This is a genomic window from Sorangium sp. So ce367, assembly GCF_051520455.1.
GTDB classification, from domain to species: Bacteria; Myxococcota_A; Polyangia; order Polyangiales; family Polyangiaceae; genus Sorangium; species Sorangium cellulosum_B.
Window position 1 is genome coordinate 6,819,861 of the sequence record NZ_CP150334.1, and the last position, 15,713, is coordinate 6,835,573.

Below are 15,713 nucleotides of genomic sequence, written 5' to 3' on the forward strand. Positions count from 1 at the left end.
CCGCCACGCCCGCCAAGAAGCACTGTCGAGCCATGTCGGGTTCGACATCTTCAAGCCACCTCAGCGCTCGCTTCCCCCTGTGGTCTGAAGGATGCGGCCACGGACATCGATCGCCCGGCGCGTCTCTGGCGCCACCCCGTCGAGGAGCCCCACCAGGTTGAACAGATCGAACGCCGCGGCCCAGCGCTCGAACCCCTCGGGAAGCGGCGCGCTCTCGCGGTAAGCGCCCGCGAACGCCGCGACGAACTCGGGCCCCGGGCTCCAGCGCAGGAGCTGGCCGACGTCCATCAGGCTCGGTCCCGCGTACGCGAACTCCCAGTCGAGCACGAGGAGCTCGCCCGACGACAGCCAGTGCAGGTTCGACGCCTTGAAATCGCCGTGGAGGAGCACGGGCGCCGACGCCAGCGCGCGAAGCGCCTCCGTGTTCGCGTCGAGGAACGCGCGCACGCGCTCGCTCAGCTCGCCGCGCAGGGCAGGAGCCAGCCTGTCGAGGACCGCGTCCACATGACCCCGCAGCGCGCCGATGCAGTCGGCGAACGGCACGGAGACGGCGAGCTCTGGCCCCAGGAAACCCGCGCTGTCGTAGCCGACGCCGTGAATCTCCGCGAGCGCGCGCCCGACCGCAGCGCCGCACGTCGCGGTGTCCTGGAGCGGAACGTGCGGGACGTGCTCGAGGACGAGGAAATCGTCACCCGCCGACAGGACCGCCGGGACGCGGAACGACCTCCAGCCCCGCGCGAGCAGGCTGGCCTCCTTCGGCGCCGCCGCCGCGTCTCGGCGGTACACCCGCAGCACGCGCTCGGCGCCGAGGCGCACGTTCACGTTGGCGTGCCCGCCGGAGAGCACCTCCGCTTCGCCCGTGAACGGCGGGATCCGCCGCTCGATCTCGGCGCGCGCGAGGGTCTGGACGTGCGCGGCGCGCTCCCACGCGCGCTCGGGGTTGGGAAGCAGCCTCATGCGGTCTCTCTTCATTTCAGGCACGAGGCGCGCCGCGCGTCGAGCGCCCTCCCTCGGGCAGCGCCCCCGCGGTACGATGCGCGCATGCCCGTGTACCGCAAGTCCCCCGTCGAACACGCCGCGGCGATCGCCGTGGCGGCCCGGACCGACGTGGGCCTCAGCCGCGAGCACAACGAGGACACCTTCCTGATCAGCGATCTCGCGCGCGGGCTCGCCCACGGGCCCGCGGCCGCCCAGGCGTCCGTCGCGCCGCCGCTCGCCCTGTCGCTCGGCGTCTACGACGGCTCCGGCGGCGCGTCGTCCCCCGACGCGGCGAGCCGGCTCGCGGCGCGCATCGTCCACGCCATCCTCACCCGCTCCGCGCCCCGATCGAGCGACGCCCTCGAGCAGAGCCTCCTCGAGGCGATCGGCGAGGCCGGGCGCGCCGTCCGCGACAACGCCCGCCGGAGCTCACAGCACCGGAACAGCGGCACCACGGTGACCGTGGCCGCGCTCTGCGATGAGCGCCTCCTGCTCGCGCAGGTCGGCGACAGCCGCGCCTACCTCCTCCGCAGCGGCGTCCTCACCCAGCTCACCCGCGACCAGACCCTCCTCCAGTCGCTGCTCGACAGCGGCAAGCTGCGGCCCGAAGAGGCCGCCACCTTCGAGCACAGGGGCGTGATGCTCCAGGCGCTCGGGCTCCGCGAACACCTCAGGATCGCGCTCTCCGCCGTCGAGCTCCGCCGCGAGGACACCCTGCTGCTCTGCACCGACGGGCTGAGCGACCTCGTCGACGATCGGCACATCGCCGCCGCGCTCGACGCCCACCCCGACCCCGCGGCGGCCGCCAGCGCCCTGATCGACGCCGCGCTCGCCGCCGGAGGCCGCGACAACGTGACCGCGCTGGTCACGCGGTTCGACGGCCCCTGGCTCGCTCCGCCGGCCAGCGACCGCGCCGCGGAGATCATCGAGATCGCCAGGTTCTCGGAAGGGCCGACGCGCCGCTCCTGACGGCGCGCCGGCCCCGCGATCACGAGCGCCGCGACCCGCGACAGGCAACGTCCTGCCGCGGCGCCAGCCGGCCTCGCCTCCGCCCGCGCGCCGCGAGCGCAAGGGCGGCGAGCGCGCCGAGCCCCGCCGAGATCGGAGCCCCGCCCGCCGCGCCGCCGAAGCTGCACCCGCCGTCGTCCTCCGCCGCGCCAGAGCCCTCGTCAACGCCAGCGCCCGTCGTTGCGCCCCCGCCCGTGCCCGCGCCCGCCCCTGTCGTCGCGCCCCCGCCCGTGCCCGCGGCCGTCGTCGCGTCTCCGCCTGCGCCCGCCGCGGCGCTGCTGCTCGCGCTCGTCGCCGCGTCCCCGCCCGCGCCCGTCGCGCCGCCGCCCGTGCCGGCGCCAGAGCTCGCGGCGCTCGTCGCGGCGCCAGGGTCGGAGGACTTGAGCACCAGATCCGCACAACGGTAGTACAGGGTGGCTGGCCTCCTGTCCGTCATGACCTGGATGAGCTGAAGCGTGCAGTTGTCACACTCCACGTCCGGGAGCGTGACCTCCGCCGAATACGCCCCTCCTTTCTTGTCGGCGATGCCGTCGAGCAGGCAGCCCTTGTCCACCCCCGGCTCGCAGAGATCGTTCTCGTTCGCCGGCTCCGGGAAATCATCGAAGCCGTCGTCGTCGAACATGATCCGGAAATGCCCGGGGTGATCGATCGTCTCGTTCCACGTCACCGTGATGGTCTCCCCCGGCTCGAACACGGTGACTGTCTCGCCCCGCGCATCGCCGCGAGCACCGCAAGGCGACACCTTCTGCTGGTCGTCCGCGTGCCTCGGCGCGGGGGACGTGAGGTCGATGTGCGCGCGGCTCACGCCAGCGAACGACATCACGGCGGCCAGCACGAACGATCCCATCAGCTTGCAACGCATCGATCCACCTCCTCGGAGCCCGCGGGCAGCGCAATCTACACAGCGGCTCATCGTCTGTCTGCGACGTCCTCAAGCAAGGAATTTTCTATGGACAAGGCGCCAGCGACCGACGTCGCGAACCGCCGGGCTCAGCCCAGTGAAGGCGCTCGAGCTTGCTTTTCGTGGTGAATTCAGCGATCCCACCCGGGGCGGAGGGGCGCCTCTGGAACGCCGATCAGGTAGAAAACTCTGTGTCCATGCGGCTCTCCGTGAAGGGAGGCCAGCACGGACCGCGTGGGGGTGGGGCCCCGCCCGGCTCTGCCGGCGGGGCGGGGGCGGCGCGTGCCGCCCCGGTGACAAAAGCGGAGGTTCATCATCATGGAGCAACGCGCACTCGGTTCTACTGGCGTCGAGATCCCGGTCGTCGGACAGGGCACCTGGCAGATGGAGATGGACGATGAGGCGGCCTGCATCGACGCCATCCGGCGGGGGATCGACGCGGGCATGACGCACATCGACACGGCGGAGATGTACGGCTCGGGCGCTGTCGAGGCGCTCGTCGGCAAGGCGATCACCGGCCGCCGCGACGAGGTGTTCCTTGTCTCCAAGGTGCTGCCCAGCAACGCGAGCTACGCCGGCACGATCGCGGCGTGCGAGCGCAGCCTGGAGCAGCTCCGCACCGACCGGCTCGACCTCTACCTCCTCCACTGGCCCGGGCCGCACCCCCTCGAGGAGACGTTCCGCGCCTTCAAGGACCTGAGGGACCGGGGCAAGATCCGGTATTTCGGCGTCAGCAACTTCGACCAGGCGGAGCTGTCGAAGGCGATCGCCATCGCCGGAGCGCGCGAGATCGCCTGCAACCAGGTGCTCTATCACCTGCTCGAGCGGTCGATCGAGCACCGGGTGCTGCCGCTCTGCGAGCGGCACGGCATCGCGGTCGTCGCCTACAGCCCGTTCGGCTCGGGCCGGTTCCCGGCGCCGGACAGCGCGGCGGGCAGGGTGCTCGCGTCCATCGCCGCCGCCCACCGCGCGACGCCGTGGCAGGTCGCGCTGCGCTTCCTGCTCCGCCGCCAGCCGATCTTCGTGATCCCCAAGGCCGCGAGCGCCGCGCACGCGCTCGACAACGCGGCAGCGGGCGATCTGCGCCTCAGCAGCGAGGACATCGCCCGCCTCGAGACGGCCTTCCCGCTCGGCCGGGATCGCGGCGTGCTGCCGACGCTGTGAAGCGGACGGTAAGTCGATGAAACCGTGAGAACGCCAGAAGACACCAAGGTTGGAATTCTACCTTGGCGTCTTCTGGAATCTTGGCCGCGTTCTCCTTCAGGAGCTTGGCGGGCCACGCTCGGCTCCGGCGAACGGCATGGCTGCTCTTGGCGGGCCGGCGCGCATGCCATACTGCGCGTATGAGCCACGCGCGCCTATCCTCACTTCTCTTCGGGCTTCTTCTCGCCGCCTGCGATGGCGCGGTCGATATACCGTCCATCAGCGGCAGCACCGGCAACGGCGGCAGCACCGGCGACAGCGGCAGCGGCAGCACCGGCAACGGCGGCAGCACCGGCGACAGCGGCAGCGGCAGCACCGGCAACGGCGGTAGCACCGGAGACAGCGGCAGCACCGGCAACGGCGGTAGCACCGGCAGTGCTGGGGGCTCCGTCAGCTCGACGTCGAGCGGCGCGACACCGCTCGCATGCGGCGGGCGAAGCGGCGGGATCTGCGGCAAGGAGGACTTCTGCGACTTCCCCGACGACTCGTGCGGAACGTTCGACACCACAGGCCGGTGCACCCCCCGACCCGGGGGGTGCCCGGAGGACTGCCCGGGCGTCTGCGGGTGCGACAACCAGTTCTACTGCAATGCGTGCGCTGCGCAGCAGGCCGGGGTGGATGTCTCGGCGAATGCCTCCTGCATCGAGCCCGAGGTCGGCCGCTACACCGCCTCTTACTGGCCTGGCGGGCTCGATCACCTCACCGTCTACAGGGCCCGGCCAGAGGCGGACCTCTGCGTGGTGCTCTACGCCGAGGCGCCGAGCAGGCAGTCGCCTGTGGGGTTCGACGTCGTCACGGTCCCGGAGGAGTGGCGTGTGTCGCGCATCCTGATGCGCAAGGGGGCGGCCAGCTGCGCGCCGGACGCCCAGGGCTCAGCTGACGCCGCCGTGAGCGCGACCAGCGCGACCGGGAGCCTGACGGTGCGAACCTTGGGGAGCACCTCCATGCCCTCCACCATCGACATGGACATCACCGTGATCTTCCCGGAGGAGCACGCGAGCGACCGCCTCCGCGTGACGGGCCTTGTCGTAGGCACCGAGACGTAGCGGGCGCCGGAAGCCACGGGCGGCGCTCCTCCGCGCCGTGCTGGGCCTTCTCCGCCTCGGCGCGCCGCCGTCAGCGCTTGCCGCGCTGGGCCTTCTCCGCCTCGGCGAGCCGCCGCCGCGCGTCGTCCAGGGCCGTCTGGCTGGCGTGGCCCTTCGGGAGCGCCTCGTAGCCGGCCACCTCCTCGCGCAGCGTGGCGATCTGCTCCGCGCCCCGCCCGAGCCGCTGCTGGATCTCGGCGCGGAGCTTCAGGTAGCGCAGCCGGCGCGGGCCATAGGCGCGCCCGATGGCGCGCTCGACCGCGGCGAGCGCCTCCGCCTCGCGGCCCATCGCGTGGAGCACCTGCGCGAGCCGCGCGGGCGGCTCGTACGAGGCGGGCATCTGCGCCTCGCGCTCCGAGAGCATCGCGACCGCCTCCTCGCCGCGGCCGAGCGCGATATACGCCATGGCGCGCCCGTAGTCGTACGCGGCGGCCGCCTCGGGCGTCTTCGCCTCCTTCGCGGCCCGCTCCAGCACGGCGAGCTTCGACTCGCTCGCAGCGCGGGCCCCGCCCGCGTCGCCGAGCGCCTCGAGCCCCTCGGCGAGCAGGCCCCACGCGTCGGCCCTGTCGTCCGCGCTCGCGTCCGCGGGCGGGCTCGCGACGATCGACCGCAGCCGGGCGACCGCCGCCTCGCGCGCGGCCCGCTGGGCCTTGCCGCCAGGGAGCGCCGCCGCGCAGGAGAGCAGGACGCTCGCGAAATCGGCGGGCAGCGCCGCGCCCTTCACCTCGCCGACGTGCGCGCTGCCGAGCTCCGCGCACGCCGCGGCGTCCTTCTTGCGGTAGAGCGCCGCCAGGAGGCCGAGCAGCGCCTCGCTGCGCCGCGGCCAGGCCTCTCCGCCCCGGGCCAGGGCGCGCCGGTAGGCGGACGCCGCCGCGGCGTGGTCCCCGGCGCTGTGGGCCCGCTTCGCCTCGACAAGCAGGCGGTGCGGATCGTCCGCGGGCAGCGCCGACGCAGCCTGCGAATCCATCGCGAGCAGCGCCTCGCGGATCAGCTCGCGCAGCTCCTCGACCGAGGCGGCGCCCCGCCAGAGCCCGATCACCTCGCCGCCCGCCGGCTCGAGGACGAAGAACGTCGGCCACACCGTCACCTCGTGCCGCTCCAGGAACGGCGCGCTCTCCGGTCGATCCGTGTCGACGTCCGCGAACACCACCCGATCGGCGAACGGGCGCAGCGACGGATCGGTCAGCACGTAGTGCTTCATGCTCAGGCAGGTGTGGCACCACGGCGCCCACGCATCGACGAACAGCGCCTTGCCCTCGGCCCGGGCCTTCTCGCGCGCCCGAGGCACGTCGTCGTGGATGAACTCGAGCGGCGGCTGCGCGGCCGCCGGCGCCGGCCCGGCAGCGGGCGAGGGCGCCGCGGCGGGCGGCGGCGGCGCGGCGGCCGGAGGCGCCGGCGCGCGTGGCGGCGGCTCGGCGGCGCAGGCAGCGAGGGCGGCGGCGGAGACGAGGGCGGGGAGCAGGGCCGGGGCACGCACGGCCAGACATGGTAGCCGAACCGCGGCGGGCTCGCCCTCGCTGCGACAGACGAGCGCGGCACCGGGACCGAGCGTGGCACCGGGACCGGATCGCGGCGTCGCTGGCAGGCGCCTCGGCGCGTCGACAAGGCGCTCCCCGACAGCCGCAAAGCTGGTACAGTCCCGCCGCAGTGAACGATTACGCGGGTCGGTGCGGCAGCTGCGCGGCATTCACCCGGGCGCACGACGATCCAGCGCGCGGCCGCGTCGGCGAGTGCGCCCTCGAGGTGTACCCGCCGCCGATCAAGGCGACAGCGACGTGCGCCCGTTACCGTGCCAAGGGCGCGCCTCCGCCGCCACCGCCACCCCGGGCGGCGGGCCAGCCGCGCGGCACTGGCGTCAGGCCGCGGGCGCCCGAGCGCGCCCCGTCGCCGGAGCGCCGGCCGAGCGCGGCGCCGCAGCCCTCCCGTTCGACGCTGCCAAGGGAGATCGACATCGACATGGATATCGACGAGTTCCGCCGTGTGCTGCGCGAGGTGCTGTCCGAGGAGCTCGGCGTCGGCCGCGCGGAGATCGGCGGCCGCTGGGAAGGCGGGGAGATCGTGCTCCGGCCCGGGAAGGAGGGCACGGCCGAGAAGCGCATCCCGCTCGACGTGTTCTTCCACAAGATCGTGATGCTCCGCGACAAGCTGCGCGTGCTGGAGCAGAAGATCAACGGGCACGAGGGGCTGAGCGACGCGGAGAAGGTCCAGCTCCAGGCGTACATCACGGGCTGTTACGGGACGCTCACGACGTTCAACGTCCTCTTCGCGCGCCGGGAAGACGGATTCACAGGCAGCGGCCGAGACGGCGACTGATACTTCATCTGACCTGCGCCGGGAGCGCCACGGCTCTCCATCTCGTGCGCGCCATGGGGGCGTGAACGCTCGCTCGGCCCTCCGCTTCGGCCTGCTGGGCCCGGGCGCGGCGCTATACTTGCCCCGTGTTCCGTTCCGATCGAGACGCGCTCGCGGGCAAGCTCGACGACGTTCAGGCCGAGAACGAGCGCCTGCGCCGACAGAACGAGGCCATGCGTCACGCCCTGCTGGCGCAGCGCGTCGGCCGGCAGCCCGTTGCCTCCAACACGTATCGCGGCGGCGTGGCCGGGCTTGGCGCCGGCGAGCGGGTCGCGCTCGCGCGGCATCAGCTCGAGGCGTTTCCGGTGTGGGCCACGGCGCTGCTGCACATCGTGACGTTCGGAATCGTGTCGTTCATCCGCTTCAACGCGATGCACGCCCAGCTGCCGCAGGCAGAGCGCGACGATCCCTCCGTGGGGAAGGCCATCGGCCTGCACTTCGCCCCGTACTTCAACTACTACTGGATCTTCTGGAACGGCCTCCGGCTCTGTGATCGCGTGAACCTGCAGTGCCGCCTGCGGGGCATGCCCGACGGCGTGCCGCGGGGCCTGGTCATCGCGGCGTGTGTGGCGAGCGTCATCCCGTACATCCAGCTCCTGACTGGCCCGATCACCTGGCTGTTCGTCGCCATCGCCATGCAGCGCACGGTGAACCGGATCGTCGAGCTCGACGCGCGGACCACGAGCGAGCGCGTGGCGCCGGTCGCCGCGGGCGCGGGCGTGTTCGGCGTGCGGTTCCCTGCGGTTCAGGCGCTGCCGGACGACGTCGCCGTGCAGGCGGAGGCGGAGGCGGAGGCCGCAGCGGCGATCGCCGAGCAGCGGCAGCGCCGCTAGAACCTGTGCGGTGGAACGGTCGGGCCGCGGGACCGAAGCGCGCTTAACCGCGGCCGGCCGGCTTCCTCGTGGCGTGGGTGACGGCGAAGCTCCAGACCAGGGTGAGCAACGCTTCGGGATTCTCGATCTGCGGGAGGTGGCCAGTGTCGGCGAGGAGCTCGAAGCGGGCGCCGGGGATGGCCGCCGCGTAAGCGCGGCCATAGTCGGGCGTGCTGATGCGGTCACTGTCGCCCCACACAATGAGGGTGGGAAGGGTGATGGCGGACAGCCGGGAGCGCAGGGTCGGGTCCGTCATGCTGCCGCCATAGATGCGCAGCGCGGCGAAGTTGCTGGCGATCGAAGCCTCCATTGCGGCGCGCTGCGCCTCGCTCAGCCGGGACACGTCGATGCGGAAGGGCGCGGGGTCGTGGTAGCTACGCTCGGCGAGCTGGCCCTTGGGCAAGCCGAACACGTCGGCGACGGGCTGATCGGCGACGTGGATGCCGACGGCATCGACGAGGACGATGCCGTGGATTCGGGGGCTGCCAAGCAGCGCGAGCTCGGCGGCGATCCAGCCGCCGATGGAGTTGCCGACGACGGTGACCTCGGTGAGGTCGAGCTGATCGAGCAGGGCGCGGTAGAGCCGGGCGAGGGCGGGGACGCTGTCCAACCATTCCGGTCGGGGGGTGCCGCGGAAGCCGGGGTGGGTGGGCGCGATCACCCGGGCGCGTTCGCGCTTGGCGAGGGTCTGGGCGAAGCGGTCCACCGACTGAGGCCCGGCGCCGCCGTGCAGCAGCAGGATCGGCCGCCCCTCGCCGCGGGCAGCGACGGTCACATCGGCAAGCCCGCAGTCGGGGACGGTGACGGCGTACGTCGTGGTGGTCACGAAGAGGTCCTCTCGGATCGGATGACAGGCGCCGACTCGAGCCGAGGTTAACACAGCCCGATCCCGGTTCGCGCGGGCGGCTCGGCTCGGATTGGCGTAGGCGATGGTGAAGCGGCAGGCCGCGCTCGTGCCCTCACTTCACGCGCGCCGCCTCGCGCTCGATGACGAACGCCTTGAGCGCGCGGGCGGCGGGCGACAGGACGGTGCCTTTCGGGTGAATCAGCGAGAACGGCCGGCTCGCGCCGCGGAACGGCACGAGCACTTGCACCAGCGTGCCGCGCGCGACGTCGTCCTCGACAAGGAAGTCGTACGTCTGCACGAGCCCGACGCCGGCGCGCGCGAGGCCGATGATGCCGAGCACGTCCTCCGAGCATCGGTAGTGGGCGTCGGGGACGAGCGTGGTCGGGCCGGGGTGGAAGACCCACGGGAGCGCCCGACCCGAGCGCGGCATCTGGAACGCGATGCACGTGTGCTTCTCGAGATCGGGGGGAGAGCGCGGCGCGCCGTGGCGGGCCAGGTAGCCGCTGCTCGCGTAAACGCCGAGCGCGAAGTCGCCGAGCTTGCGGGCGACGAGCGTCCTGTCGGCGATCGCTCCCATGCGGATCGCGAGGTGGTGCCCCTCCCGAACGAAGTCGACGTTCTGGTTCGACACGTGGATGTCGACGCGTATGCCGGGGTAGCGCTCGCGAAACACGCCGAGCGCCGGGAGCAAACGGTGGTGGCCATACGTCGTCGGGACGCTGATGCGCACGAGCCCTTCGGGGGAGGCGCGCTCGCTCGCGAGCTCGCGCTCCCCCGCGGACAGGAGGGCGAGCGCCTGGGTGCACAGCTCGTAATAGCGGCGCGCCTCGTCGGTGGGCGCGAGGCTCCGGGTGGTGCGCCGGAAGAGCGTCACGCCGAGCCTGCGCTCGAGCCGCGCGACGCTCCGGCTCGTCGCCTGCGGCGTGACGGCGAGCATCCGCGCCGCGCGGGTGAAGCTCCCCGTCTCGTAGGTGCGGCAGAACGCCTCGACGTTCGGGAGCGTGCCGGCGAGCGAAGGCGCGACCATTCTCAACACCCTAGTACAAATGCTTCGCCCTGTCGTCGTCTACCGGGCTCGCGCCGGAGAGCCTAGGTGTTGGGTATGACCGTTCCGGATCGTCACACCGGGCGCCGCGCGGCGTTGACCACGCTGCTCGCCGCCCTGTTCGCCGTCTCATCCGGGTGCGCGGGCGGCACAACGCCCGACAGCGCTCACCCGACCCAAACGCAAGCCAAGGAGAACGAGATGAACCAGCGAGTGCTCATCGCCATGACCAGCCATGACAAGAAGGGCGCCACCGGGGAGAGCACCGGCGCCTACCTGCCCGAGATCGCGCACCCGTACGCGGAGTTCACGAAGGCGGGGATCGCCGTCGACTTCGCCTCGACGCGCGGCGGCCGCGTGCCGCTCGACGGCATCGACAAGCCCGAACCGGCCAGCGCTCCGTTCCTCGACGGCGGCGCGCTCGCGGGGCGCCTCCACGACAGCATGCCGGCGGCCAGCGTCGACCCGTCTCGCTACGCCGCGATCTTCTTCGCCGGCGGGCACGGCACGATGTGGGACTTCCCCGACAACGAGGCGTTCGCGCGTATCGCCGCGAGCATTTACGAGCGCGGCGGCGTCGTTGGCGCCGTGTGCCACGGGCCCGCGGCGCTCGTGAACGTGCGCCTCTCGTCCGGACAGTACCTCGTGGCCGGCAAGCCGGTGAGCGCGTTCACGAACGAAGAGGAACGCGCGGTGAAGCTCGACGCCGTGGTGCCGTTCCTTCTCCAGGATCGGCTCGTCGAGCGCGGCGCGCTCTTCCAGCCTGCAGCGCCGTGGCAGGAGCAGGTCGTCGTCGCCGAGCGCCTGGTGACGGGGCAAAACCCCGCGTCGGCCGCGGGCGTCGCCGAGGCGATGGTCCGCCTGCTCCACCCCGAGGCGCGTTGACGGGTCGTGCCCCCGACGCGCTCACTTGCGCGGCGAGGTCCGAGAGCAGGTATCGGAGGCCGGTGCGACGTTGAGGAAGACAGGAGCGCTCCGCGGAGGCGAGACAGCCTCAGGCCGGGCCCGCGAGCGGCGCCGACAGGCGCGAGCCTCGTGACACGGGGCCAGCAATTCCGTCGCAGCATGGGTTCGCCGGGATCGGCGGCGGGGCGCGGGGGCGATGGCGCGAACGGGAAATCGGCGAGATCTGCGCCGTAGGCGCTCGCCGAAGAGATGCACGGCGCGTCGCCCACCATGGTACAAGGTGCGAGGAGGTCGCCGCGCAATGGCCATCAAACAGCTCACGCCAGAGCAGGTTCACACCATGTCGCTCGAAGAGAAGGACGCATGGTGGCTGAAGAACGTCTACCGCGGCGACATGCCCCAGCTGACGTGGCGCTCGGCGATCACGGGCATGCTCCTCGGCGCCTTCCTGTCGCTCACGAACCTGTACATCGGCGCGCGCACCGGCTGGTCGCTCGGCGTCGGGATCACGAGCGTGATCCTGGCCTTCGGGCTCTTCAAGGTGCTGTCCAGGCTCGGCCTCGGCAGCGACATGACCGTGCTCGAGAACAACGCGATGCAGTCCATCGCGACGTCGGCCGGATACATGAACGCGCCGCTCTTCACGAGCCTCGCGGCCTACTCGATGGTCACGACGACGATCATCCCCATGGGCCAGGCGATGATCTGGATGTTCGTCCTCGCCATCCTGGGCGTGCTCTTCGCCTTCCCGATGAAGAAGCGCTTCATCAACGACGAGCAGCAGCCCTTCCCCGAGGGGATGGCCGCCGGCGTCGTGATGGACGCGCTGCACGAGAGCGACGAGAAGGAGGGCCTCTTCAAGGCGAAGCTCCTCCTCGGCGGCGGCCTCCTGAGCGCCGCGCTCGAGCTCCTCCGCGACGACAAGGTGATGCGCGCGCTCTTCGCGCTCAAGAACATCCCGCATTACTACGACGAGTTCCTCTATGGCGGGGGCTTCGCCGATCTGCTCAAGCGCTGGGGCCTCTCGCCGGCCATCCGCGGCACCCCCCTGAACGAGCTCACCATCCGGTTCGACACGAGCATCATCTTCGTCGCCACGGGCGGCCTGATGGGCATCCGGACCGGCGTGTCGCTCCTCCTCGGCGGCATCCTCAACTACTGGATCCTTGCCCCGCTGCTGATCGAGCGCGGGATCATCCTGCCGAAGAACGGGCATTTCGGGTTCGGGGCGATCACCCTCTGGGCGCTGTGGGGCGGCGTCGCGTGCATGACGACGTCCTCTCTCTACGCCTTCTTCTCCAAGCCCAAGGTGATCATCGACGCGTTCAAGGGCCTCACCAAGAAGGGCGGAGCGACGGACGTGCTCGCGGACATCGAGCTTCCGGTGAAGCTGTCGATCATCGGCATACCCGTCGTCGGCGCGGTGATCGTGGTGCTCGGGCAGCTCTGGTTCGGGATCTCCTGGTGGCTCGGGGCGCTCGCGATCCCGCTCGTCTTCATCTTCTCGCTCATCGCGGTCAACTCGACGGGCATCACGGCGATCACCCCGACCGGGGCGCTCGGCAAGCTGACGCAGCTCACCTACGGCGCGCTCGCGCCGAAGAACATCACGACGAACCTGATGACGGCCGGGATCACCGCCGAGGTCGCGAGCAACACGGCGAACCTGCTGATGGATATCAAGCCGGGCTACATGCTCGGCGGCAAGCCGCGCCACCAGGCGATGGGGCACGTGCTCGGGACGGTCGCGGGGCTCGTGCTCTCGGTGCCCGTCTGGTACTTCGTGCTCATCCAGGGCGACATCGGCCGCTACGGGACGGAGCGGCTGCCGGTCCCGAGCGCGCTCACGTGGAAGGCCGTCGCCGAGGTGCTGATGAAGGGGCTCGATTTCCTCCACCCGACGGCCAAGTCCGCGGTGGTGGTCGGGGCGATCGTCGGGATCCTCGTCGAGATCACGAGGCAGGTCACGAAGAACCGATTCCCCCTCTCCGCGGTCGCCCTGGGGCTCGCGTTCATCCTCAACTTCACCGATATCTGGTCGATGTTCCTCGGCTCGTTCCTCTTCTGGCTGCTCGAGCGGCGCGCCGCGCTCTGGCGCAAGAAGCGCGAGCAGGAGACACGGCTCAGCGAGACGGCGCCGGGCGGGCGCTCGGACGCGCCGCCCGCGCGGCCCTGGTACGCGCTCGCCGCGGAGAACACCGAGGCCATCTGCGCGGGCGTGATCGCCGGAGGCTCGCTGATGGGCATCGGCCTCAGCGTGCTCGGCGTGCTTGTGCTGCCCGACGTGCTGGAAGCCGAGAGCCTCACCAAGGCGCTCGGACAGATCCTTCAGTTCCTCCCGAAGTGAAGCGCTGGCGGTCGACGGGCGGGCCCATCCGGCTCGCTCGCGGCCGCCTGCTCAGCCCGATCCGGCGCGCGGGCGTGCTGGGGACGGCGCCTCGCCGTGCGAGCGCACGCGGAGGTGGAGGTGCGTGGGCGGCTCGCCGCGCCGGCCCCAGCCATGCAGCCGCGCCTCACTGTGACAGGAATGCGCGCCGTGGAGGGCCGCGGCGAGCGTGTATCAGGACCGCGCGGGCGCAGCGCGTCGCGCTGTCGAGCCGCTCCGCTCGGAGGCGCTCGTGGCGCGGTTCATGCAGCCTTGTTTGCACCGCGTCAACACGAGGTCAGCCAAGGACGCGCGAGGAAAGAACCGTCCATGCCGGTGAATGCGCCCCCCTCCCGAGGAACGCCCAACCCCGAGCCCGTCGGCGATCCCGGACGGGGTCCGCCGGTGCAGGATCCGGCGCCGAGCGAGCCCCCGCGGCACGATCCCGATCCTGGCGAGCCGGCGCGTCGGGACCCCCCGCCCCCTCCACCAGCGCCCGGAGAACCCTCTCCGGAGATCGAAGACCCGCCGGCGCCGGGACAGCCACCCAAGGAGCCCGGGGTGATCGCGAGGGCCGACCGCGCTCGGCGCGCGGCGCAACGTCATCCCCTAACCGTCGAGAGGTTTGCATGAACACGTGTGACTGCTGCGGCAACAGCTACGACAAGGCATTTCAAATCATGGTGAGCGGCACGAGCTACACCTTCGATTGCTTCGAGTGCGCGATTCACAAGCTCGCGCCCGTGTGCGCCCACTGCGCCTGCCGCATCGTGGGGCACGGCATCGAGGCCGGCGGGGCGTTCTACTGCTGTGCGCACTGCTCCAAGCAGGAGGGCGTGGAGGGGGCCATCGATCGCGTGGCCTGAGCCCCCGCCGGGGCGCCGGCGGCGCTCGGTCCGCCGTTCGCGCGCCCCCGCGGGTCGATCTGCGCGAGGTCGTACCGCGCGCTCGGCGGGGTCGACCCGCCCTGCGCCGGGGGCGTCGCCGCGAGCCGATCTGCGACCAGGGTGGCGGCCAGGATGAAGAGCAGCAGCGCGACGCCCGTGTGCCCGCGAGCCTGCGTGAGCATGGATGCCTCCTTCGCGGCGAGGCGATCGCCTCGCGCTCCAGGAAACTAGATCTTGGACGCGCGTATGATAATGCTGGCCCGCCGACGAGGATTGCGTCGCGGAAGGAACGAATGGGATGGAGCCGGCGGGCGGTCACCTCGGTGAGATGAGGGCGTTCCTGGAGGTGGCGCGGCGGCAGAGCTTCTCGGCGGCGGCGAGGGCGCTCGGGCTCACGTCGTCGTCGGTCAGCAAGCAGGTCGCGCGGCTGGAGGAGCGCCTCGGCGCGCAGCTCCTCCGGCGCACCACGCGCCGCGTGAGCCTCACGGAGGCAGGGAATCTGTACGCAGAGCGCGCGGACCGGATCCTCTCCGACATCGAGGAGGCGCAGCGGGCGGTCGCGGATCTCGACGGGACGCCGCGCGGGACGCTGCGCATCTCGGCGCCCACCGTCCTCGGCTCGATCCGCGTCGCGCCCGCGGTGCTGGCCTGTCGCGCGAGGTACCCGGAGCTCCGCATCGATCTCGACCTCACCGACCGCATCGTCGATCTGGTGGCCGAGCGCATCGACGTGGCGGTGCGCCTGGCCGCCGAGATCTCCCCGGCTTCCCTCGTCGCGCGGCGGCTCGCCGACGACCTGCGCGTGCTCTGCGCGAGCCCGCGGTACCTGCGGCGCCACGGGACGCCGCGCTGCCTCGAGGACCTCGCCGACCACGACTGCATCACGCTCAACCTCGAGCCTGTCGCCCGGTGGACGCTCGTGGGCCCCGAGGGCGAGCGCGTCGTCCCGGTGAGCGGCACGTTCCGCTCCAGCGACACGATCACGCTGCGCGACGCCGCGGTCGCCGGCGTCGGCCTGGCGAACCTCCCCGATTACGTCGTCCAGGATCAGCTCGAGAGCGGCGAGCTGCGGCGCGTGCTGCCGGAGTACGGCGCCTCGAAGCGCGCCAGCTTCGCGGTCTACGCCGCGCCCGCGCGCGCCGCGGTCCGCGTCGTCGTCGACGCGCTGGCCAGGGCGATGGGGGCCGCGGAGACGGCGAAGCCGACGGCGCGGAAGCCGTGAGCCAGCGCGGCGGTCGTGAGGGATCGCAGGGGAGCCGAGGAA

The 15,713-nt window shown here is 72.0% G+C and carries 14 protein-coding genes; 9 read left to right on the top strand and 5 right to left on the bottom strand.

What is annotated here, in order from left to right; genetic code table 11:
* Positions 1-60: 60 nt before the first annotated feature.
* The gene (locus WME97_RS25825) at positions 61-957 is read right to left on the bottom strand and encodes a phosphotransferase family protein (RefSeq protein WP_437540930.1); all 897 of its coding nucleotides are present in this window, start codon (positions 955-957) and stop codon (positions 61-63) included.
* An 84-nt stretch (positions 958-1,041) separates the two neighbouring features.
* Here WME97_RS25825 and WME97_RS25830 point away from each other — a divergent pair, with 84 nt between their 5' ends.
* Positions 1,042-1,947 carry a PP2C family protein-serine/threonine phosphatase gene (locus WME97_RS25830; RefSeq protein WP_437540932.1) on the top strand — a complete coding sequence of 302 codons (906 nt, stop codon included), beginning with the start codon at positions 1,042-1,044 and terminating at the stop codon, positions 1,945-1,947.
* A 19-nt stretch (positions 1,948-1,966) separates the two neighbouring features.
* Here WME97_RS25830 and WME97_RS25835 read toward each other — a convergent pair whose 3' ends face one another.
* Complete coding sequence (locus tag WME97_RS25835; RefSeq protein ID WP_437540935.1) at positions 1,967-2,848, bottom strand: SCE4755 family polysaccharide monooxygenase-like protein; 882 nt, start codon at positions 2,846-2,848, stop codon at positions 1,967-1,969.
* Positions 2,849-3,205: 357 nt separating this feature from the next.
* Between WME97_RS25835 and WME97_RS25840 the strand changes: the two genes are divergently transcribed.
* Positions 3,206-4,051, top strand: a complete 846-nt coding sequence (locus tag WME97_RS25840; protein WP_437540936.1) for an aldo/keto reductase — start codon at positions 3,206-3,208, stop codon at positions 4,049-4,051.
* 179 nt (positions 4,052-4,230) lie between these two features.
* Positions 4,231-5,136: a hypothetical protein gene (locus tag WME97_RS25845; RefSeq protein WP_437540938.1), complete on the top strand. Its 906-nt coding sequence runs from the start codon at positions 4,231-4,233 to the stop codon at positions 5,134-5,136.
* Positions 5,137-5,206: 70 nt separating this feature from the next.
* On the opposite strand, the gene WME97_RS25850 is transcribed toward WME97_RS25845, so the two are convergent.
* Entirely contained in the window at positions 5,207-6,652 is a 1,446-nt protein-coding gene (locus WME97_RS25850; RefSeq protein WP_437540940.1) for a thioredoxin family protein, read from the bottom strand.
* A gap of 170 nt (positions 6,653-6,822) precedes the next feature.
* Between WME97_RS25850 and WME97_RS25855 the strand changes: the two genes are divergently transcribed.
* Positions 6,823-7,488 (top strand): hypothetical protein, encoded by a 666-nt coding sequence (locus WME97_RS25855; RefSeq protein WP_437540942.1) that lies wholly within the window; start codon positions 6,823-6,825, stop codon positions 7,486-7,488.
* Positions 7,489-7,613: 125 nt separating this feature from the next.
* Positions 7,614-8,360, top strand: a complete 747-nt coding sequence (locus WME97_RS25860; protein ID WP_437540943.1) for a hypothetical protein — start codon at positions 7,614-7,616, stop codon at positions 8,358-8,360.
* Positions 8,361-8,403: 43 nt separating this feature from the next.
* Here the strand turns inward: WME97_RS25860 and WME97_RS25865 are convergent, their stop codons facing one another.
* Positions 8,404-9,225: an alpha/beta fold hydrolase gene (locus WME97_RS25865; protein WP_437540946.1), complete on the bottom strand. Its 822-nt coding sequence runs from the start codon at positions 9,223-9,225 to the stop codon at positions 8,404-8,406.
* Between the two features lie 133 nt (positions 9,226-9,358).
* Positions 9,359-10,273, bottom strand: coding sequence for a LysR substrate-binding domain-containing protein (locus tag WME97_RS25870; protein WP_437540948.1), 915 nt, complete (start codon positions 10,271-10,273; stop codon positions 9,359-9,361).
* A 219-nt stretch (positions 10,274-10,492) separates the two neighbouring features.
* Here WME97_RS25870 and WME97_RS25875 point away from each other — a divergent pair, with 219 nt between their 5' ends.
* The 4 genes from WME97_RS25875 (at position 10,493) to WME97_RS25890 (ending at position 15,671) form a co-directional block, all read left to right on the top strand.
* The gene (locus WME97_RS25875; protein WP_437540951.1) at positions 10,493-11,176 is read left to right on the top strand and encodes a type 1 glutamine amidotransferase domain-containing protein; all 684 of its coding nucleotides are present in this window, start codon (positions 10,493-10,495) and stop codon (positions 11,174-11,176) included.
* Positions 11,177-11,498: 322 nt separating this feature from the next.
* Positions 11,499-13,544, top strand: coding sequence for an OPT family oligopeptide transporter (locus tag WME97_RS25880; protein ID WP_437540953.1), 2,046 nt, complete (start codon positions 11,499-11,501; stop codon positions 13,542-13,544).
* A 647-nt stretch (positions 13,545-14,191) separates the two neighbouring features.
* Entirely contained in the window at positions 14,192-14,428 is a 237-nt protein-coding gene (locus WME97_RS25885) for a hypothetical protein (protein WP_437292665.1), read from the top strand.
* A 349-nt stretch (positions 14,429-14,777) separates the two neighbouring features.
* Positions 14,778-15,671, top strand: a complete 894-nt coding sequence (locus WME97_RS25890) for a LysR substrate-binding domain-containing protein (RefSeq protein WP_437540956.1) — start codon at positions 14,778-14,780, stop codon at positions 15,669-15,671.
* The last annotated feature ends 42 nt before the right edge of the window (positions 15,672-15,713 follow it).

Excerpts from the sequence above, each read along its gene's own strand:
- WME97_RS25885 (WP_437292665.1), top strand. The coding sequence starts at position 14,192 with ATGAACACGTGTGACTGCTGCGGCAACAGCTACGACAAGGCATTTCAA.
- WME97_RS25845 (WP_437540938.1), top strand. The coding sequence starts at position 4,231 with ATGAGCCACGCGCGCCTATCCTCACTTCTCTTCGGGCTTCTTCTCGCC.
- WME97_RS25875 (WP_437540951.1), top strand. The coding sequence starts at position 10,493 with ATGAACCAGCGAGTGCTCATCGCCATGACCAGCCATGACAAGAAGGGC.
- WME97_RS25870 (WP_437540948.1), bottom strand. The coding sequence starts at position 10,273 with ATGGTCGCGCCTTCGCTCGCCGGCACGCTCCCGAACGTCGAGGCGTTC.
- WME97_RS25830 (WP_437540932.1), top strand. The coding sequence starts at position 1,042 with ATGCCCGTGTACCGCAAGTCCCCCGTCGAACACGCCGCGGCGATCGCC.
- WME97_RS25840 (WP_437540936.1), top strand. The coding sequence starts at position 3,206 with ATGGAGCAACGCGCACTCGGTTCTACTGGCGTCGAGATCCCGGTCGTC.
- WME97_RS25825 (WP_437540930.1), bottom strand. The coding sequence starts at position 957 with ATGAGGCTGCTTCCCAACCCCGAGCGCGCGTGGGAGCGCGCCGCGCAC.
- WME97_RS25890 (WP_437540956.1), top strand. The coding sequence starts at position 14,778 with ATGAGGGCGTTCCTGGAGGTGGCGCGGCGGCAGAGCTTCTCGGCGGCG.
- WME97_RS25835 (WP_437540935.1), bottom strand. The coding sequence starts at position 2,848 with ATGCGTTGCAAGCTGATGGGATCGTTCGTGCTGGCCGCCGTGATGTCG.
- WME97_RS25880 (WP_437540953.1), top strand. The coding sequence starts at position 11,499 with ATGGCCATCAAACAGCTCACGCCAGAGCAGGTTCACACCATGTCGCTC.